This window comes from Arthrobacter sp. 10N44_2 (assembly GCF_056394385.1).
Map to the genome: position 1 here is coordinate 288,120 of NZ_JBFTHT010000001.1, position 13,934 is coordinate 302,053.

At 68.5% G+C, this 13,934-nt stretch carries 13 protein-coding genes; 12 read left to right on the forward strand and 1 reads right to left on the reverse strand.

The genetic code is table 11. The features are described 5' to 3' along the window. Nucleotides 1-63: 63 nt before the first annotated feature. The 5 genes from AC1DBX_RS01370 to nusB all read left to right on the forward strand — a co-directional run bounded on the left by AC1DBX_RS01370 (nt 64) and on the right by nusB (nt 3,356). The gene (locus AC1DBX_RS01370; RefSeq protein ID WP_290370253.1) at nt 64-618 is read left to right on the forward strand and encodes a shikimate kinase; all 555 of its coding nucleotides are present in this window, start codon (nt 64-66) and stop codon (nt 616-618) included. Continuing rightward, entirely contained in the window at nt 618-1,709 is a 1,092-nt protein-coding gene (gene aroB, locus AC1DBX_RS01375; RefSeq protein WP_079554549.1) for a 3-dehydroquinate synthase, read from the forward strand. The genes AC1DBX_RS01370 and aroB overlap by 1 nt, the downstream gene beginning before the upstream one ends. Continuing rightward, on the forward strand, nt 1,709-2,227 hold the full coding sequence (locus AC1DBX_RS01380; protein ID WP_476849301.1) for a tetratricopeptide repeat protein: 519 nt from the start codon (nt 1,709-1,711) through the stop codon (nt 2,225-2,227). Before aroB ends, AC1DBX_RS01380 begins: the two co-directional genes overlap by 1 nt. A 155-nt stretch (nt 2,228-2,382) precedes the next feature. Then, a complete protein-coding gene (gene efp / locus AC1DBX_RS01385; RefSeq protein ID WP_018773146.1) occupies nt 2,383-2,946 on the forward strand; it encodes an elongation factor P in 564 nt (187 codons plus the stop codon). Beyond that, nucleotides 2,946-3,356 (forward strand): transcription antitermination factor NusB, encoded by a 411-nt coding sequence (gene nusB / locus AC1DBX_RS01390; RefSeq protein WP_476930907.1) that lies wholly within the window; start codon nt 2,946-2,948, stop codon nt 3,354-3,356. Before efp ends, nusB begins: the two co-directional genes overlap by 1 nt. A 103-nt stretch (nt 3,357-3,459) precedes the next feature. On the opposite strand, the gene AC1DBX_RS01395 is transcribed toward nusB, so the two are convergent. Continuing rightward, a complete protein-coding gene (locus AC1DBX_RS01395) occupies nt 3,460-4,734 on the reverse strand; it encodes a PrsW family intramembrane metalloprotease (protein WP_476930908.1) in 1,275 nt (424 codons plus the stop codon). 136 nt (nt 4,735-4,870) lie between these two features. On the opposite strand from AC1DBX_RS01395, the gene pyrR reads away from it, so the two are divergent. Genes pyrR through pyrF form a run of 7 tightly spaced genes read left to right on the forward strand, consistent with a single transcriptional unit; the run spans nt 4,871 to nt 13,907 of the window. Next, on the forward strand, nt 4,871-5,485 hold the full coding sequence (gene pyrR / locus AC1DBX_RS01400) for a bifunctional pyr operon transcriptional regulator/uracil phosphoribosyltransferase PyrR (RefSeq protein ID WP_018773143.1): 615 nt from the start codon (nt 4,871-4,873) through the stop codon (nt 5,483-5,485). Then, nucleotides 5,482-6,546 (forward strand): aspartate carbamoyltransferase catalytic subunit, encoded by a 1,065-nt coding sequence (locus tag AC1DBX_RS01405; protein WP_476930909.1) that lies wholly within the window; start codon nt 5,482-5,484, stop codon nt 6,544-6,546. The genes pyrR and AC1DBX_RS01405 overlap by 4 nt, the downstream gene beginning before the upstream one ends. Beyond that, nucleotides 6,546-7,934 (forward strand): dihydroorotase, encoded by a 1,389-nt coding sequence (locus AC1DBX_RS01410; protein WP_223916683.1) that lies wholly within the window; start codon nt 6,546-6,548, stop codon nt 7,932-7,934. The genes AC1DBX_RS01405 and AC1DBX_RS01410 overlap by 1 nt, the downstream gene beginning before the upstream one ends. Then, on the forward strand, nt 7,931-8,452 hold the full coding sequence (locus tag AC1DBX_RS01415) for a PH-like domain-containing protein (protein WP_476849297.1): 522 nt from the start codon (nt 7,931-7,933) through the stop codon (nt 8,450-8,452). Before AC1DBX_RS01410 ends, AC1DBX_RS01415 begins: the two co-directional genes overlap by 4 nt. A 37-nt stretch (nt 8,453-8,489) precedes the next feature. Continuing rightward, entirely contained in the window at nt 8,490-9,749 is a 1,260-nt protein-coding gene (gene carA / locus AC1DBX_RS01420) for a glutamine-hydrolyzing carbamoyl-phosphate synthase small subunit (protein WP_476930910.1), read from the forward strand. Continuing rightward, on the forward strand, nt 9,749-13,048 hold the full coding sequence (carB, locus tag AC1DBX_RS01425) for a carbamoyl-phosphate synthase large subunit (protein ID WP_459384934.1): 3,300 nt from the start codon (nt 9,749-9,751) through the stop codon (nt 13,046-13,048). Before carA ends, carB begins: the two co-directional genes overlap by 1 nt. Then, nucleotides 13,041-13,907 (forward strand): orotidine-5'-phosphate decarboxylase, encoded by an 867-nt coding sequence (gene pyrF, locus AC1DBX_RS01430; protein WP_476872425.1) that lies wholly within the window; start codon nt 13,041-13,043, stop codon nt 13,905-13,907. The genes carB and pyrF overlap by 8 nt, the downstream gene beginning before the upstream one ends. Nucleotides 13,908-13,934: the final 27 nt, after the last annotated feature.

The following is a 13,934-nucleotide window of genomic DNA, read 5'->3' on the forward strand; positions in this document are numbered from 1 at the left end:
CCGGCCGGGAAAACCGACGGGCCCTCCGCCGCGGCGGCGCCCGCGGCAAATAACGTTGGACCGGTGGTCCTGATCGGACCGATGGCCGTGGGCAAATCGGCGATCGGACAGCAGCTCGCCGAGCACTTGGGGTGCGCCTTCATGGACACCGACGCCCTCGTGGTGGCCCAGCACGGGACGATCGCCGAGATCTTCGCCAGCCGTGGCGAGCACGCCTTCCGCGAAATGGAGGCCCGGGCCGTGGCCCAGGCCATCGAAGAGACACAGGGCGGCACCGCCGTCATTTCGCTCGGCGGCGGGGCCGTCCTTGATTCCGGTACGCAGCAGCTCCTGGGCCGCTGTACCGTTGTTTACCTCGAATGCGACGCCGAGACTGTGGCGGAACGCATCGCCAGAAATTCGGGCCGGCCGCTCCTGGCCGGCGACGCCATGGGCCGGTGGCGGACCTTGTTCGCCACCCGGCAGCCGGTCTACGAACGGCTCGCCGACCTCGTCCTCGATGTCCGGCGCGGCAGCGTTCCGGAGCTGGCTCACCGGCTGGAAGATGCGCTGGGGGAGCGCGCCGCGGCTAAGGCCGCGGCGGTGCCCACTCCGGCGTCGACAAAGGAAGTTGAATAGTGAGTACCGAATCAACCGTCATCAAAGTCACCGGACAAACGCCGGGTGAGAACTACGACGTCGTAGTGGGCCGCGGCCTTCTGGCAAGCCTGCCGGGCCTGCTGGGTGAGCGCGTCAAGCGCGTCCTGGTCATCCACCCCCGTGCGCTGCGGTTGACCGGGGACACCGTCCGGGAAGAGCTGGCCGCCGCCGGGTTCACCGCGCTGACCGCAGAAATCCCCGACGCCGAAGAGGGCAAACACATCGAGGTCGCCTCGTTCTGCTGGCAGGTGCTGGGGCAGAACGACTTCACCCGCTCCGATGCCATCGTCGCCGTCGGCGGCGGCGCCGTCACCGACCTGGCCGGCTTTGTCGCCGCGACCTGGCTGCGCGGCGTGAAGGTCATCCACATGCCCACCAGCCTGCTGGGCATGGTGGACGCCTCGGTCGGCGGCAAGACCGGCATCAACACCGCCGAGGGCAAGAACCTGGTGGGCGCGTTCCACCCGCCGGCCGGTGTCCTCGCGGACCTCGACACGCTGGAGACGCTGCCGAAGAATGAGATCATCTCCGGCATGGCCGAGGTCATCAAGTGCGGCTTCATCGCCGACCCGGCCATCCTGGACCTGATCGAGAAGGACCCGTCCGCGGTTTCCGATCCGCGCTCGGACATCCTGCGCGAACTGATCGAACGCGCCATCAGCGTCAAAGCCCGGGTGGTGTCCGAGGACCTGAAGGAAACCGGCCAGCGCGAGATCCTGAACTACGGCCACACCCTGGGCCACGCAATCGAACTCGCCGAGCGCTACTCCTGGCGGCACGGCGCCGCCGTCTCCGTGGGCATGATGTTCGCCGCCGAGCTCGCCCGCAGCGTCGGCCGGCTCAGCGACGCCGACGCCGACAGGCACCGGAGCATCCTGGAAAGCCTCGGGCTTCCCATCACGTACCGCCGCGACCGCTGGCAGGCCCTCCTGGACGGCATGCGCCGGGACAAGAAATCCCGCGGTGACCTGCTGCGGTTCGTGGTGCTCGACGGCGTTGGCCGGCCCGGCATCCTCGATGTTCCGGACACGTCCCTGCTGTTTGCCGCCTACCAGGAGATTGCCTCCTGATGCACATGGTCAAGGGCGGCACGAGCGAGTGGCCGGACGCGGGATTTCCCGGGATCCGGATCAACCCGCAGTCCCTGATGCCCCAGGTCGTCAATGACGAGGTCATGGCCGAGGCCCTGGCGGCCTCGACAGACCCCGGGGACCTGATCCTGGTCCGGCTCGTAGAAGGGCACGCGGCCGAAGCCGCCGAGCTCCTCGCCGAGGCCCGCTACAAGGACCCCGGCTCGCTCCGGCTGCGGATCTTCGAGGCGGACGTGCTCCGGGTCTCGAACCGGTTCGACCGGGCGGTGGAGGTGTTCCGCCAACTCCTCGCCGAGACCCAGGGCACCCTGGAGGAGGCCGCCGTCCGCCAGCACCTCGGCCGGTCCTACTTCGCCGGCGGGAACATTGGCGCCGCCGTCGAATCCTTCGCCAAGGCGCTGGATCTGCGCGTCGCCGGGTCCGCCGATGCGGCCCTCATCTATGCCTCCACGGTTGCGTTGCAGCGCGCCAGGGACGTCCTGGAACAGCAGTCCTGAGCCTGCGTCAGGCAGCTGTCCGCCGGAACCGGTAGAATAGATCTTGGATTTTTGACAAATACGCGCTGGCGGCCCGCTTGGCATGCCGGCCCGGCATAGATCGTCCGGCCGATAGCACCGGCCTGATGGAACCAGAGAGAAACTAAGAGGATACAGTGGCAACCACTAACGACATCAAGAACGGAACCGTCCTTAAGCTCGAGGGCCAGCTTTGGAACATCATCGAGTTCCAGCACGTCAAGCCCGGCAAGGGTGGCGCGTTCGTGCGCACCAAGATGCGCAACGTGATGTCCGGCAAGGTCGTCGACAAGACCTTCAACGCCGGACTGAAGATTGAGACCGCCACGGTGGACCGCCGCGACTACCAGTACCTGTACCAGGACGGCGCCGACTTCGTCTTCATGGACACCTCGGACTTCGACCAGCTCACCGTCTCGGCCGCCACCGTCGGCGACGCCACCAACTTCATGCTCGAGAACCAGATGGTCAACATCGCCATCCACGAAGGCAACCCGCTCTACATCGAGCTGCCCCCGAGCGTCGTCCTCGAGATCACCTACACCGAGCCGGGCCTGCAGGGCGACCGCTCCTCGGCCGGCACCAAGCCCGCCACCCTCGAAACCGGGTACGAGATCCAGGTGCCGCTGTTCGTCGAGAACAACACCAAGGTCAAGGTCGACACCCGCGACGGCAGCTACCTCGGCCGGGTCAACGACTAGTGAGTGCGCGCGGTAAGGCCCGGAACCGGGCCCTCGATGTGCTCTTTGAGGCCGAGCAGCGCTCAGCCTCCGCGTTCGACGTGCTGAAGTCCCGCCGCGAGCAGACAGACCAGATCGTCAACCCCTACACCCTCGAAATCGTCGAAAACGTGGTCTCGCACCAGGTGGCCATCGACGAATTCCTGGAGACCTATTCGCAGGGCTGGACCCTGGAGCGCATGCCCTCCGTGGACCGCATCATCCTGCGGATCGGCACGTGGGAACTGCTCTACAACGACGACGTCCCGGACGGCGTGGCGGTCAGCGAGGCCGTGGCCTTGGCCAAGACGCTCTCCACGGACGAGTCGCCGTCGTTCATCAACGGCCTGCTGGGCCGGCTGCAGCAGCTCAAGCCCTCGCTGCTGGCGTAAGCTCTCAGCGCCCCGAAGAACCCCGGCCAGGACATCCTGGCCGGGGTTCTTTCTTTTCCCCGGTTGCCCACGCTGGGCTGGCCCCACTGGGTTCCAACTGTCCCTAACCGACGACGGCGGACCGACGCGCGGCGATCCCGGCGAGCTGGTGCTGCTCATCGCGCTGGTGTGCCGGCACGTCCCGGCCGCTGAGAATCCGTTGCCGGGTGAGGGCGAGCTGGGTGGCGGCATCGAGCAGCGCCTTCATCTGCACGCCCCGCCCGGTGGACCTGGCCCAGCGCAGCGCGGAACGGCGGCCGGCGGCGGTGGCCAGCATGTCGACCTCGGCCGCGGTAAACCATCCCGCGGCCGCGTATTCCGTCAGCCGCTGGCGGGTGAGCCTGCGCTCAGCCACCCGCAGCAGCACGATCACCAGCACCGCCAGCAGGAAGATCGGCACCTGCACCATCACGTACCGGCCCAGGAAGTCCCGGCCCATGCTGTTCCAGGCGCTGTGCAGCAGCATCGCGGGGACGAGGCCGGCGAAGAACGCCAGCACGGACAGCCCGGTGTTCCCGCGGCCGGCGGCGAAGCCCATCACCAGACCGGTCGTACCCGTGAAAATGGCGTGGGCGAAGGGTGAGAGGACCCCGCGGAGAAAGAAAACCACCGCGAGGTCCGTGCCGGGATCGCTGGATTCGGCGATGGCGCGGCCGAAGTAGAGGATGTTCTCGGTAAACGCGAAGCCCGCCGCGATCGTGAAGGCGAACACCACACCGTCGACCGGTCCGTTGAAGTGTTTCGGGGCAAAGAGCACGAGCAACAGCAGCCCCAGGGACTTGGCGAATTCCTCCACCACCGGCGCCTGGACCGTCACGGCGAACGTCGTAGAGTCCAGTCCCGAGGCGGGCCCGGCCACCAGTGAGAAATAGGGCTGGATCAGCATCGTCACCGCGATCGAGACGACGGCTCCCCAGGCAAACGCGAAAAGCAGCAGGGGTTTCGGCTCAGGTTCCCAGCGGTCGATGAAGCGCACCGTCAGCAATACGGTCCCCAGGGGAACCAGCGAGGCCACGAAACCAACGGCAAAGCCGGTGATTCCGGTCCTTTCCAGCAGGAAGGGCACCACCAGGAAGAGGCAGAGGAACGCCAGGAATCCGCCGGCCATCACCAGGCCAAAAACGCCGGAACCGCGGCCGTTCTTCCAGCCCGGGCTGCCTCCCGCCGGCCCGGCGGGAGGCAGTGCCGGCTGCAACTGGCCGCCGTCGTTGGCAGGGGCCCGCTGGTAGTTCGCGGGCTGGACACGCCCCAGCCACGTCGGGTTGGCCTGCCGGGGCAGCGGCCCCTGGCGCGGGCCGCCAGGGTGCTCATGCCCCGGCCGCGGTCCGTTCATCGTCATGGAACCGAGCCTATGTCCGTGTGAGGTTAAACGCATTCCGGCGGCGACGGGGCAGCAGTGCCGTTGTGGTAATTTGAAAGGGCAAATAATCCTTTTTTAATTCCGTCCCGTGAGGCGGGGAAAGGGGAGACGAGCTTTGACTTCCGTGCCTTCAGCACCGGGTCCGGCGCAGGTGGTGCTCACCCGGGTTGTCCTCAACCAGGCTGACATCGACCGCGCGCTCACTCGTATCGCCCATGAAATTCTTGAGGCCAACAAGGGCTCCCAGGACCTCGTCCTGCTGGGCATCCCGCGCCGGGGCTATCCCCTCGCCGTCCGCCTCGCCGCCAAGATCGCCGCCGCGGATCCCACCGTGGACGCCGCCGCCATTGTCGGCCAACTCGACGTCACGATGTTCCGCGACGACCTCTCGCACCAGCCCACCAGGCCGCCCTACCCCACCCAGCTGCCGCGCACGGGCATCGACAACAAAGTTGTGGTGCTGATCGACGACGTCCTCTATTCCGGGCGCACCATCCGGGCAGCACTGGACGCCATCATCGACCTCGGCCGGCCGCGGATTGTCCGCCTCGCCGTGCTGATCGACCGCGGCCACCGGGAACTGCCCATCCGCGCCGACCATGTCGGCAAGAACCTGCCTACCTCCTCATCGGAGAAGGTCCGGGTCCGGCTCGAGGAAACCGACTCTGCCGGAGGCGGGGCAACAGACGGCGCCCCCGTAAATGAGGTCGTCATCGAGGCCACCGCATGAGGCACCTGCTCTCCACCGAAGACCTGAGCCTGCACAACGCCATCCGCATCCTGGACACCGCCGAGGAAATGGCTGCGGTGGGGGAGCGCGAGGTCAAAAAGCTCCCGGCCCTGCGGGGGCGCACCGTGGTCAACCTCTTCTTCGAGGACTCCACCCGCACCCGGATCTCCTTCGAAGCCGCCGCCAAGCGGCTCTCCGCCGACGTCATCAACTTCGCCGCGAAGGGCTCGTCCGTCTCCAAGGGCGAGTCGCTGAAGGACACCGCCCAGACGCTCGCCGCGATGGGCGCCGACGCCGTCGTCATCCGGCACTGGGCCTCCGGCGCCCCGCACCGGCTCGCCGCGACCGACTGGATCGAAGCCGCCGTCATCAACGCCGGCGACGGCACCCACGAACACCCCACCCAGGCGTTGCTGGACGCGTTCACGATGCGCCGGCACTGGTCGAAGCTGGCCGGCACGCCCTCGGCCGGCGCCGACCTCAAAGGCATGCGCGTCGCCATCGCCGGTGACGTCCTGCACTCGCGCGTTGCCCGCTCCAACGTCTGGCTGCTGCGCACCCTCGGCGCCGAGGTCACCCTCGTCGCGCCGCCCACGCTGCTCCCCATCGGCGTCGAAAAATGGCCGTGCGCCGTCAGCTTCGACCTCGACGAGACCCTCGCGCAAGGCGTGGACGCCATGATGATGCTCCGCGTCCAGGGCGAACGGATGAATGCCTCCTTCTTCCCCACCACCCGCGAATACTCGCGGCGCTGGGGCTTCGACGACAACCGGCTCCGTGCCCTCGACAGCCTGGGGCTCAAGGACACCATCATCATGCACCCCGGTCCCATGAACCGCGGGCTGGAAATCTCCGCAGCCGCGGCCGACTCGCCCCGCTCCACCGTGCTGGCGCAGGTACGCAACGGCGTCTCAGTCCGGATGGCGGCACTGTACCTGCTCCTGTCCGGGGAGAACCGGGAGCCGGCCGCCGCACCAGTTTCTGCCGCTGCCTCTGCGGCCGCGTCCGCGGCGCACGCCGCCATTCCGAACCTCACTTATTCCCACCAGGAGAGCCACTGATGGCCGATCAGCACCAGAACGCAGACAACAACGGCGCCTACCTCATCCGGGGGGCCTCGATCCTGGGCGGAGCAGCTGAGGACCTCCTGATCCGGGACGGCGTGATCGCCGCCCGCGGCCGTCAGCTGGACGCCGAAGGCGCCGGGGTGCGGGACGCAACAGTAATCGACGCCGCGGGCCTTGTCGCGCTCCCGGGCATGGTGGACATCCACACCCACCTGCGCGAACCCGGCCGCGAAGACGCCGAAACCGTCGAAACCGGCACCCGCGCCGCCGCCCTGGGCGGCTACACGGCCGTGCACGCCATGGCCAACAGCACCCCGGTGGCGGACACCGCCGGCGTCGTGGAGCAAGTCCTCACCCTTGGCCGGACCGCCGGCTGGGTGGACGTCCGCCCGGTGGGAGCAGTCACCGTGGGCCTCGCGGGGGAGCAGCTCGCCGAGCTCGGCGCCATGGCCGACTCCCGCGCCCACGTCCGCGTGTTCTCCGACGACGGCATCTGCGTCCACGATCCGGTGCTGATGCGCCGCGCGCTCGAATACGTCAAGGCGTTCGACGGCGTCGTGGCCCAGCACGCGCAGGAACCCCGCCTCACCGCCGGCGCCCAGATGAACGAGGGCGAGGTCTCCGCCGTCCTCGGCCTGGCCGGCTGGCCGGCCGTCGCCGAAGAGAGCATCATCGCCCGGGACGTGCTGCTGGCCCAGCACGTCGGGTCCCGCCTGCACGTCTGCCACGTCTCCACGGCGGGGTCCGTGGAGATCATCCGCTGGGCCAAGTCCCGCGGCGTCAACGTCACGGCCGAGGTCACCCCGCACCACCTCTGGCTCACGGATGAGCTCGCCCGCAGCTACGACCCCGTCTACAAGGTCAACCCGCCGCTGCGCACGGACGCCGATGTCCAGGCCCTCCGGGCCGCCCTGGCCGATGGCACGATCGACGTCGTCGGCACCGACCACGCCCCGCACCCGAGCGAACACAAGGAATGCGAGTGGGCGCAGGCGGCCATGGGCATGACCGGGCTGGAAACCGCGCTCTCGGTGGTCCAGCACACCATGATCGAAACAGGCCTGATGGGCTGGGAGGATTTTGCCCGCGTGACCTCCACGGCGCCGGCCGCCATCGGCCGGGTCCAGGACCAGGGCCGCCCGCTCGAGGCCGGGGAGCCTGCCAACGTCATACTCGTGGACCCGGCTGCGCGCTGGACCGTGGACCCTTCTAAGATGGCAACCATGGGCCGTAACTCTCCGTTTGCCGGCCGGGAACTGCCGGGGAAGGTAGTGGCGACGTTCTTCAAGGGCCACCCGACCGTTCTCGACGGAAAACTCAACACCCCGTACCGGTGGCCGGCCGAAGCGCTCGACGCAGGACCGGCGGGCCGCCGCCCGTGAGTGTCAAGGACCTCTCCCTGCTCTTCACGCTCGTCCTGATTGGCGTCGCGCTTGCCCTCATCGCCGTCGGCTGGCGTAACCGCCTGCGCCGCCAGTCCGACGTCGAGCCCCTCCCCGAGGTTCCCGCCGAACTCGGCGCCCCGCTGGCCGCCGCCGACGGCCAGTACGTCGCCTCCACCACCGCCGGCGACTGGCTGGACCGGATCGCCGTGCACAATCTGGGCATCCGCACTAACGCCAAGCTCTCCGTGCACCCCGAAGGCGTGCTGTTCGAGCGCGCGGGCGCCGGCCCGGTGTTCATCCCGGCCGGATGCCTGACCGGTGTGCGGCAGGAAAGCGGCATGGCCGGAAAGTTCGTGGAAAAGGACGGCCTGCTGGTGCTCAGCTGGATGCTCGGTTCCCACGAACTCGACACCGGCTACCGGACGCGCCGCGCCGAGGACAAGGCCGTGCTCCTCACCACCCTCCAAGATTTGATCTCCGCAGCCCCTCAGGCAGAAGCCGATAGTGGAAAGTAACGACGTGACGGAATCCAACGAAGTGACAGAAACAGCAGTGTCAGAGAAAACAGTGACAGAAGAATCAGTGCCAGCTAACCCCACTGCACCCGCAGCAGCATCCACCCCCGCGGTCCTCGTGCTCGAGGACGGCCGGATTTTCCGCGGCACCTGCTACGGCGCCACCGGAACGGCCCTCGGCGAGGCAGTCTTCGCGACCGGCATGACCGGCTACCAGGAGACCATCACCGACCCCTCCTACGCCCGCCAGCTCGTGGTCCAGACCGCGCCGCACATTGGCAACACCGGCGTCAACACCGACGACGCCGAGTCCCGCCGCATCTGGGTGGCCGGCTACATCGTCCGCGACGCCGCGCGCCGGCCCTCCAACTGGCGCTCCGAGCGATCCCTCGACGACGAGCTTGTCGAGCAGGGGATCGTCGGCATCCAGGGCGTCGACACCCGCGCCATCACCCGCCACCTGCGCGAACACAAGACCATGCGCGCCGGCATCTTCTCCGGTGACGCCGCCCGCGCCACGGACAAGGAACTCGTCGACGCTGTCCTGGCCAGCGCGCCGATGGAAGGCTCACGGCTCGCCGAGGAAGTCAGCGTGGACGCCGCCTACACGGTGGAGCCCAAGGACTTCGGCTGGGACGGCGAGCCGCGGTTCAGCATCGCCGCCATCGATTTGGGCATCAAGCGCATGACCCCCGTACGGTTCGCCGAGCGCGGGGTCCGGGTGCACGTGCTGCCCGCCACGGCAACCCTCGCCGACGTCCAGGCCGTCAACCCGGACGGCTTCTTCATGTCCAACGGCCCCGGCGACCCCGCCACCGCGGACAACCAGGTGGCGCTGCTGCGCTCCGTGCTCGATGAGAAGATCCCGTACTTCGGCATCTGCTTCGGCAACCAGATCCTCGGCCGGGCTCTCGGGTTCGGCACCTACAAGCTCCGCTACGGCCACCGCGGCCTGAACCAGCCCGTGATGGACCGCCGCACCGGCAAGGTCGAAATCACTTCGCAGAACCACGGCTTCGCCGTCGACGCCCCGCTCAACGGCGCCACCCAGGCCCCCGAGGAGCGCTTCGGCCGGGTCGAGGTCAGCCACGTGAGCCTCAACGACGACGTCGTCGAGGGGCTGTCCTGCCTCGACATTCCGGCCTTCTCCGTGCAGTACCACCCCGAAGCGGCCGCCGGCCCGCACGACGCCGCCTACCTCTTCGACCGCTTCATCGAGCTGATGGCGGACGCTTCTTCAAAGACAGAGACCGGCACAAAGACTGCCACCGATTCCAAGACTGGGGACACGAAGTAATGCCCAAGAGAACTGACCTCAAGAGCGTCATGGTCATCGGGTCCGGCCCGATCGTGATCGGCCAGGCGGCCGAATTCGATTACTCCGGCACCCAGGCGCTGCGCGTCCTCAAGGAGGAAGGCCTGCGGGTCATCCTCGTCAACTCCAACCCGGCCACCATCATGACGGACCCCGAGTTCGCGGACGCGACCTACATCGAGCCGATCACCCCCGAAGTGGTGGAGAAAATCATCGCCAAGGAGCGCCCCGACGCGCTCCTGCCGACCCTCGGCGGCCAGACGGCGCTCAACACGGCCATCGCGCTGGACAAGAACGGCGTCCTGGAGAAGTACAACGTCGAGCTGATCGGCGCCAATATCGCCGCGATTGAGCTGGGCGAGGACCGCGAGAAGTTCAAGGGCGTCGTCGAGCGCTGCGGCGCCGAGTCGGCCCGCAGCCACATCATCCACACCATGGACGAGGCACTCGCCGCGGCCGGTGACCTCGGTTACCCGATGGTCGTCCGGCCCTCCTTCACCATGGGCGGCCTGGGCTCCGGGCTGGCCTACGACGAGGGGGACCTGCGCCGGATTGTCGGCCAGGGCCTGCAGTACAGCCCCACGTCCGAGGTGCTGCTCGAAGAGAGCATCCTCGGCTGGAAGGAGTACGAGCTCGAGATGATGCGGGACAAGAACGACAACGTCGTGGTGGTCTGCTCCATCGAGAACTTCGATCCGGTCGGCGTGCACACCGGCGACTCGATCACCGTCGCCCCGGCGCTGACCCTGACGGACCGCGAATACCAGCGGCTGCGCGACATCTCCATCGCGGTCATCCGCGAGGTCGGCGTCGACACCGGCGGCTGCAACATCCAGTTCGCCGTCGAGCCGGACACCGGCCGCGTCGTCGTGATCGAAATGAACCCCCGCGTCTCCCGTTCCTCCGCCCTCGCGTCCAAGGCCACCGGCTTCGCGATCGCCAAGATCGCCACGAAGCTGTCCCTCGGCTACACCCTGGACGAGATCCCGAACGACATCACCCAGAAGACCCCGGCGTCCTTCGAACCGACCCTGGACTACGTGGTGGTGAAGGTCCCGCGCTTCGCCTTCGAGAAGTTCCCGGCGGCGGACCCCACCCTGACCACCACCATGAAGTCGGTGGGCGAGGCCATGGCCATGGGCCGGAACTTCACCGAGGCCCTGCAGAAGGCCTTGCGCTCCCTGGAGCAGAAGGGCTCCCAGCTGGACTTCAGCCACGTCCCGGAATGGGAAGTCGCGGAGCTGATCGAGAAGGCCAAGCGCCCCACCACCGAGCGCCTGCACCAGGTGCAGCGCGCCATGCTCGGCGGCGCCACCGTGGAACAGCTCTTCGAGGCGACCAAGATCGACCCCTGGTACCTGGACCAGCTCCAGCTGCTCAACGAGATCTCGCTCGAAATCCGCCAGGCCGCGGCGCTGACGCCGGAGATGCTGACCCGCGCCAAGCGCCACGGCTTCTCCGACGAACAGATCGGTGCGCTGACCCACAACTCCGAGGACGTCGTCCGCGGGGTCCGGCAGGCCCTGGGCATCCGTCCCGTCTACAAGACCGTGGACACCTGCGCGGCCGAGTTCGCCGCCTACACCCCGTACCACTACTCCTCCTATGACGAGGAGGACGAGGTTGCGCTGCACGCCAAGCCGTCCATCATCATCCTCGGGTCCGGCCCCAACCGGATCGGCCAGGGCATCGAGTTCGACTACTCCTGCGTGCACGCCTCGATGGCGCTGCGCAAGGCCGGCTACGAGACCGTGATGGTCAACTGCAACCCGGAAACCGTCTCCACCGACTACGACGTCTCCACCCGGCTCTACTTCGAGCCGCTCACCCTGGAGGACGTCCTCGAGGTCATCGCGGCCGAGGAGCGCACCGGCGGGGTCATGGGCGTCTTCGTCCAGCTCGGCGGCCAGACCCCGCTCAAGCTCGCCCAGCAGCTCGCCGACGCCGGCGTGCCGATCCTCGGCACGTCGCCGGAGGCCATCGACCTGGCCGAACACCGCGGCGCCTTCTCCCGCGTCCTCGACAAGGCCGGGCTCGTCTCGCCGAAGAACGGCACCGCCGTGTCCTTCGAGGACGCCAAGAAGATCGCCGACGAGATCGGCTACCCGGTCCTGGTCCGGCCCTCCTACGTCCTCGGCGGACGCGGCATGGAGATCGTCTACGACGAGCCCAACCTCTCCCGCTACATCGCCAACGCCACCGAGATCACCCCCGACCACCCGGTGCTGATCGACCGCTTCCTCGAGGACGCCGTCGAGATCGACGTCGATGCCCTCTACGACGGCACGGAGATGTACCTCGGCGGCATCATGGAACACATCGAGGAGGCCGGCATCCACTCCGGCGACTCGGCCTGCGTCCTGCCGCCCATCACCCTGGGCGGCAACGTACTGGAACGGGTGCGCACCGCCACCTTGGCGATCGCCGAGGGCGTGGGCGTCCGCGGCCTGATCAACATCCAGTTCGCCCTGGCCTCCGACGTGCTCTACGTCCTCGAAGCCAACCCGCGCGCGTCCCGCACCGTCCCGTTCGTCTCCAAGGCCACGGGTGTCCAGATGGCGAAAGCCGCGGCCCTGATCGGCACCGGCGTCACCATCAACCAGCTCCGCAGCGCCTACAAGATGCTGCCGGAGAGCGGCGACGGCTCCACCCTGCCGCTGGACGCGCCGGTCTCGGTCAAGGAAGCCGTGCTGCCGTTCAGCCGCTTCCGCACCCCGGAGGGCAAGGTGGTGGACTCCCTGCTCGGCCCGGAAATGCGCTCCACGGGCGAGGTCATGGGCATCGACAAGCACTTCGACACGGCCTTCGCCAAGAGCCAGGCGGCCGCGAACAACGCCCTGCCCACCGAGGGCAAGATCTTCGTCTCGGTGGCCAACCGGGACAAGCGCTCGGTGATCATGGGCGTCAAGCGGCTCTCGGACCTCGGCTTCGAGATCGTCTCCACCGGCGGCACAGCCGACGTGCTCCGCCGCAACGGGATCCAGGCCACCCCGGTCCGGAAGGTCGCCGAAGGTTCCAGCGCCGAAGGCGAAGGCACCATCGCCGACCTCATCATCGCCGGCGAGATCGACATGGTATTCAACACACCCTCCGGCGGCGAGGCCCGCAGCGACGGCTACGAACTCCGTGCCGCCGCGACCTCGATCGGGATCCCGTGCATCACCACCGTGGCCGAGTTCAACGCGGCCGTCCAGGCCATCGAGGCGCTGCGCACCTACGAATGGTCGGTCACGAGCCTGCAGGAACACGCCGCGAACCTGAAGGCGCTCCAGGATGCCTGAGGCATCCACCGCCCCGGCGGCCGGCCGGGAGACCTTCGGCTCCCGGCTGGGGCGGGCCATGGCGGACCGCGGCCCGCTGTGCGTCGGCATCGACCCGCACCCGGCGCTGCTGCAGCGCTGGGGGCTCACTGACGACGCCGCCGGGCTGGAACGCTTCTCGCTGACCGTGCTGGAGGCAGTGGGCTCCCTCGCTGCCGCGGTGAAACCGCAGGTGGCCCTGTACGAGCGCCACGGATCGGCTGGAATCGCCGTGCTCGAACGCACCCTGGCCGCGGCGGCGGAAGCGTCCGTGCTGACCATCGCGGACGCCAAACGCGGCGACATCGGCTCCACCATGGCCGCCTACGCGGATGCCTGGCTGCGGGACGGCTCGGCCCTGGCCGCGGATTCGGTGACGTTGAGCCCGTACCTGGGCTTTGAGTCGCTCCGGCCCGCCCTGGACCTGGCGGCCGGGACCGGCCGCGGGGTGTTCGTCCTCGCGCTGACTTCGAACCCGGAGGGCGCCTCGGTCCAGCACGTCGGCGGGGGCGATTCCGTCGCGCGGCGGATCACGGAAGCGGCCGCGGTGGAGAACCAGCGCTATGACGGTTCGCTCGGTTCCGTGGGCCTGGTGGTCGGTGCCACGGTGGGCTCGGCCCTTTCCGCACTGGATATCGATCTGGCGGCGGTCCGCGGGCCGATCCTGGCCCCGGGGCTGGGCGCTCAGGGCGCCACGGCCGCGGACCTGCGCCGCACGTTCGGTGCGGCCTATCCCCAGGTCCTGGGGACCTCGAGCCGGGAGATTCTCGGCGCCGGACCGCAGCTGCAGTCCCTCCGGGATGCCGCGCGGCGCACCCTCGACGAACTCCTCGCGGCTTAGCGGCAGCCGCCTCGCCGGCCCGGGACC

Coding starts and splice junctions, on each gene's coding strand:
- AC1DBX_RS01380 (WP_476849301.1), top strand. CDS start 1,709: ATGCACATGGTCAAGGGCGGCACGAGCGAGTGGCCGGACGCGGGATTT.
- AC1DBX_RS01395 (WP_476930908.1), bottom strand. CDS start 4,734: ATGACGATGAACGGACCGCGGCCGGGGCATGAGCACCCTGGCGGCCCG.
- AC1DBX_RS01405 (WP_476930909.1), top strand. CDS start 5,482: ATGAGGCACCTGCTCTCCACCGAAGACCTGAGCCTGCACAACGCCATC.
- AC1DBX_RS01410 (WP_223916683.1), top strand. CDS start 6,546: ATGGCCGATCAGCACCAGAACGCAGACAACAACGGCGCCTACCTCATC.
- carB (WP_459384934.1), top strand. CDS start 9,749: ATGCCCAAGAGAACTGACCTCAAGAGCGTCATGGTCATCGGGTCCGGC.
- pyrF (WP_476872425.1), top strand. CDS start 13,041: ATGCCTGAGGCATCCACCGCCCCGGCGGCCGGCCGGGAGACCTTCGGC.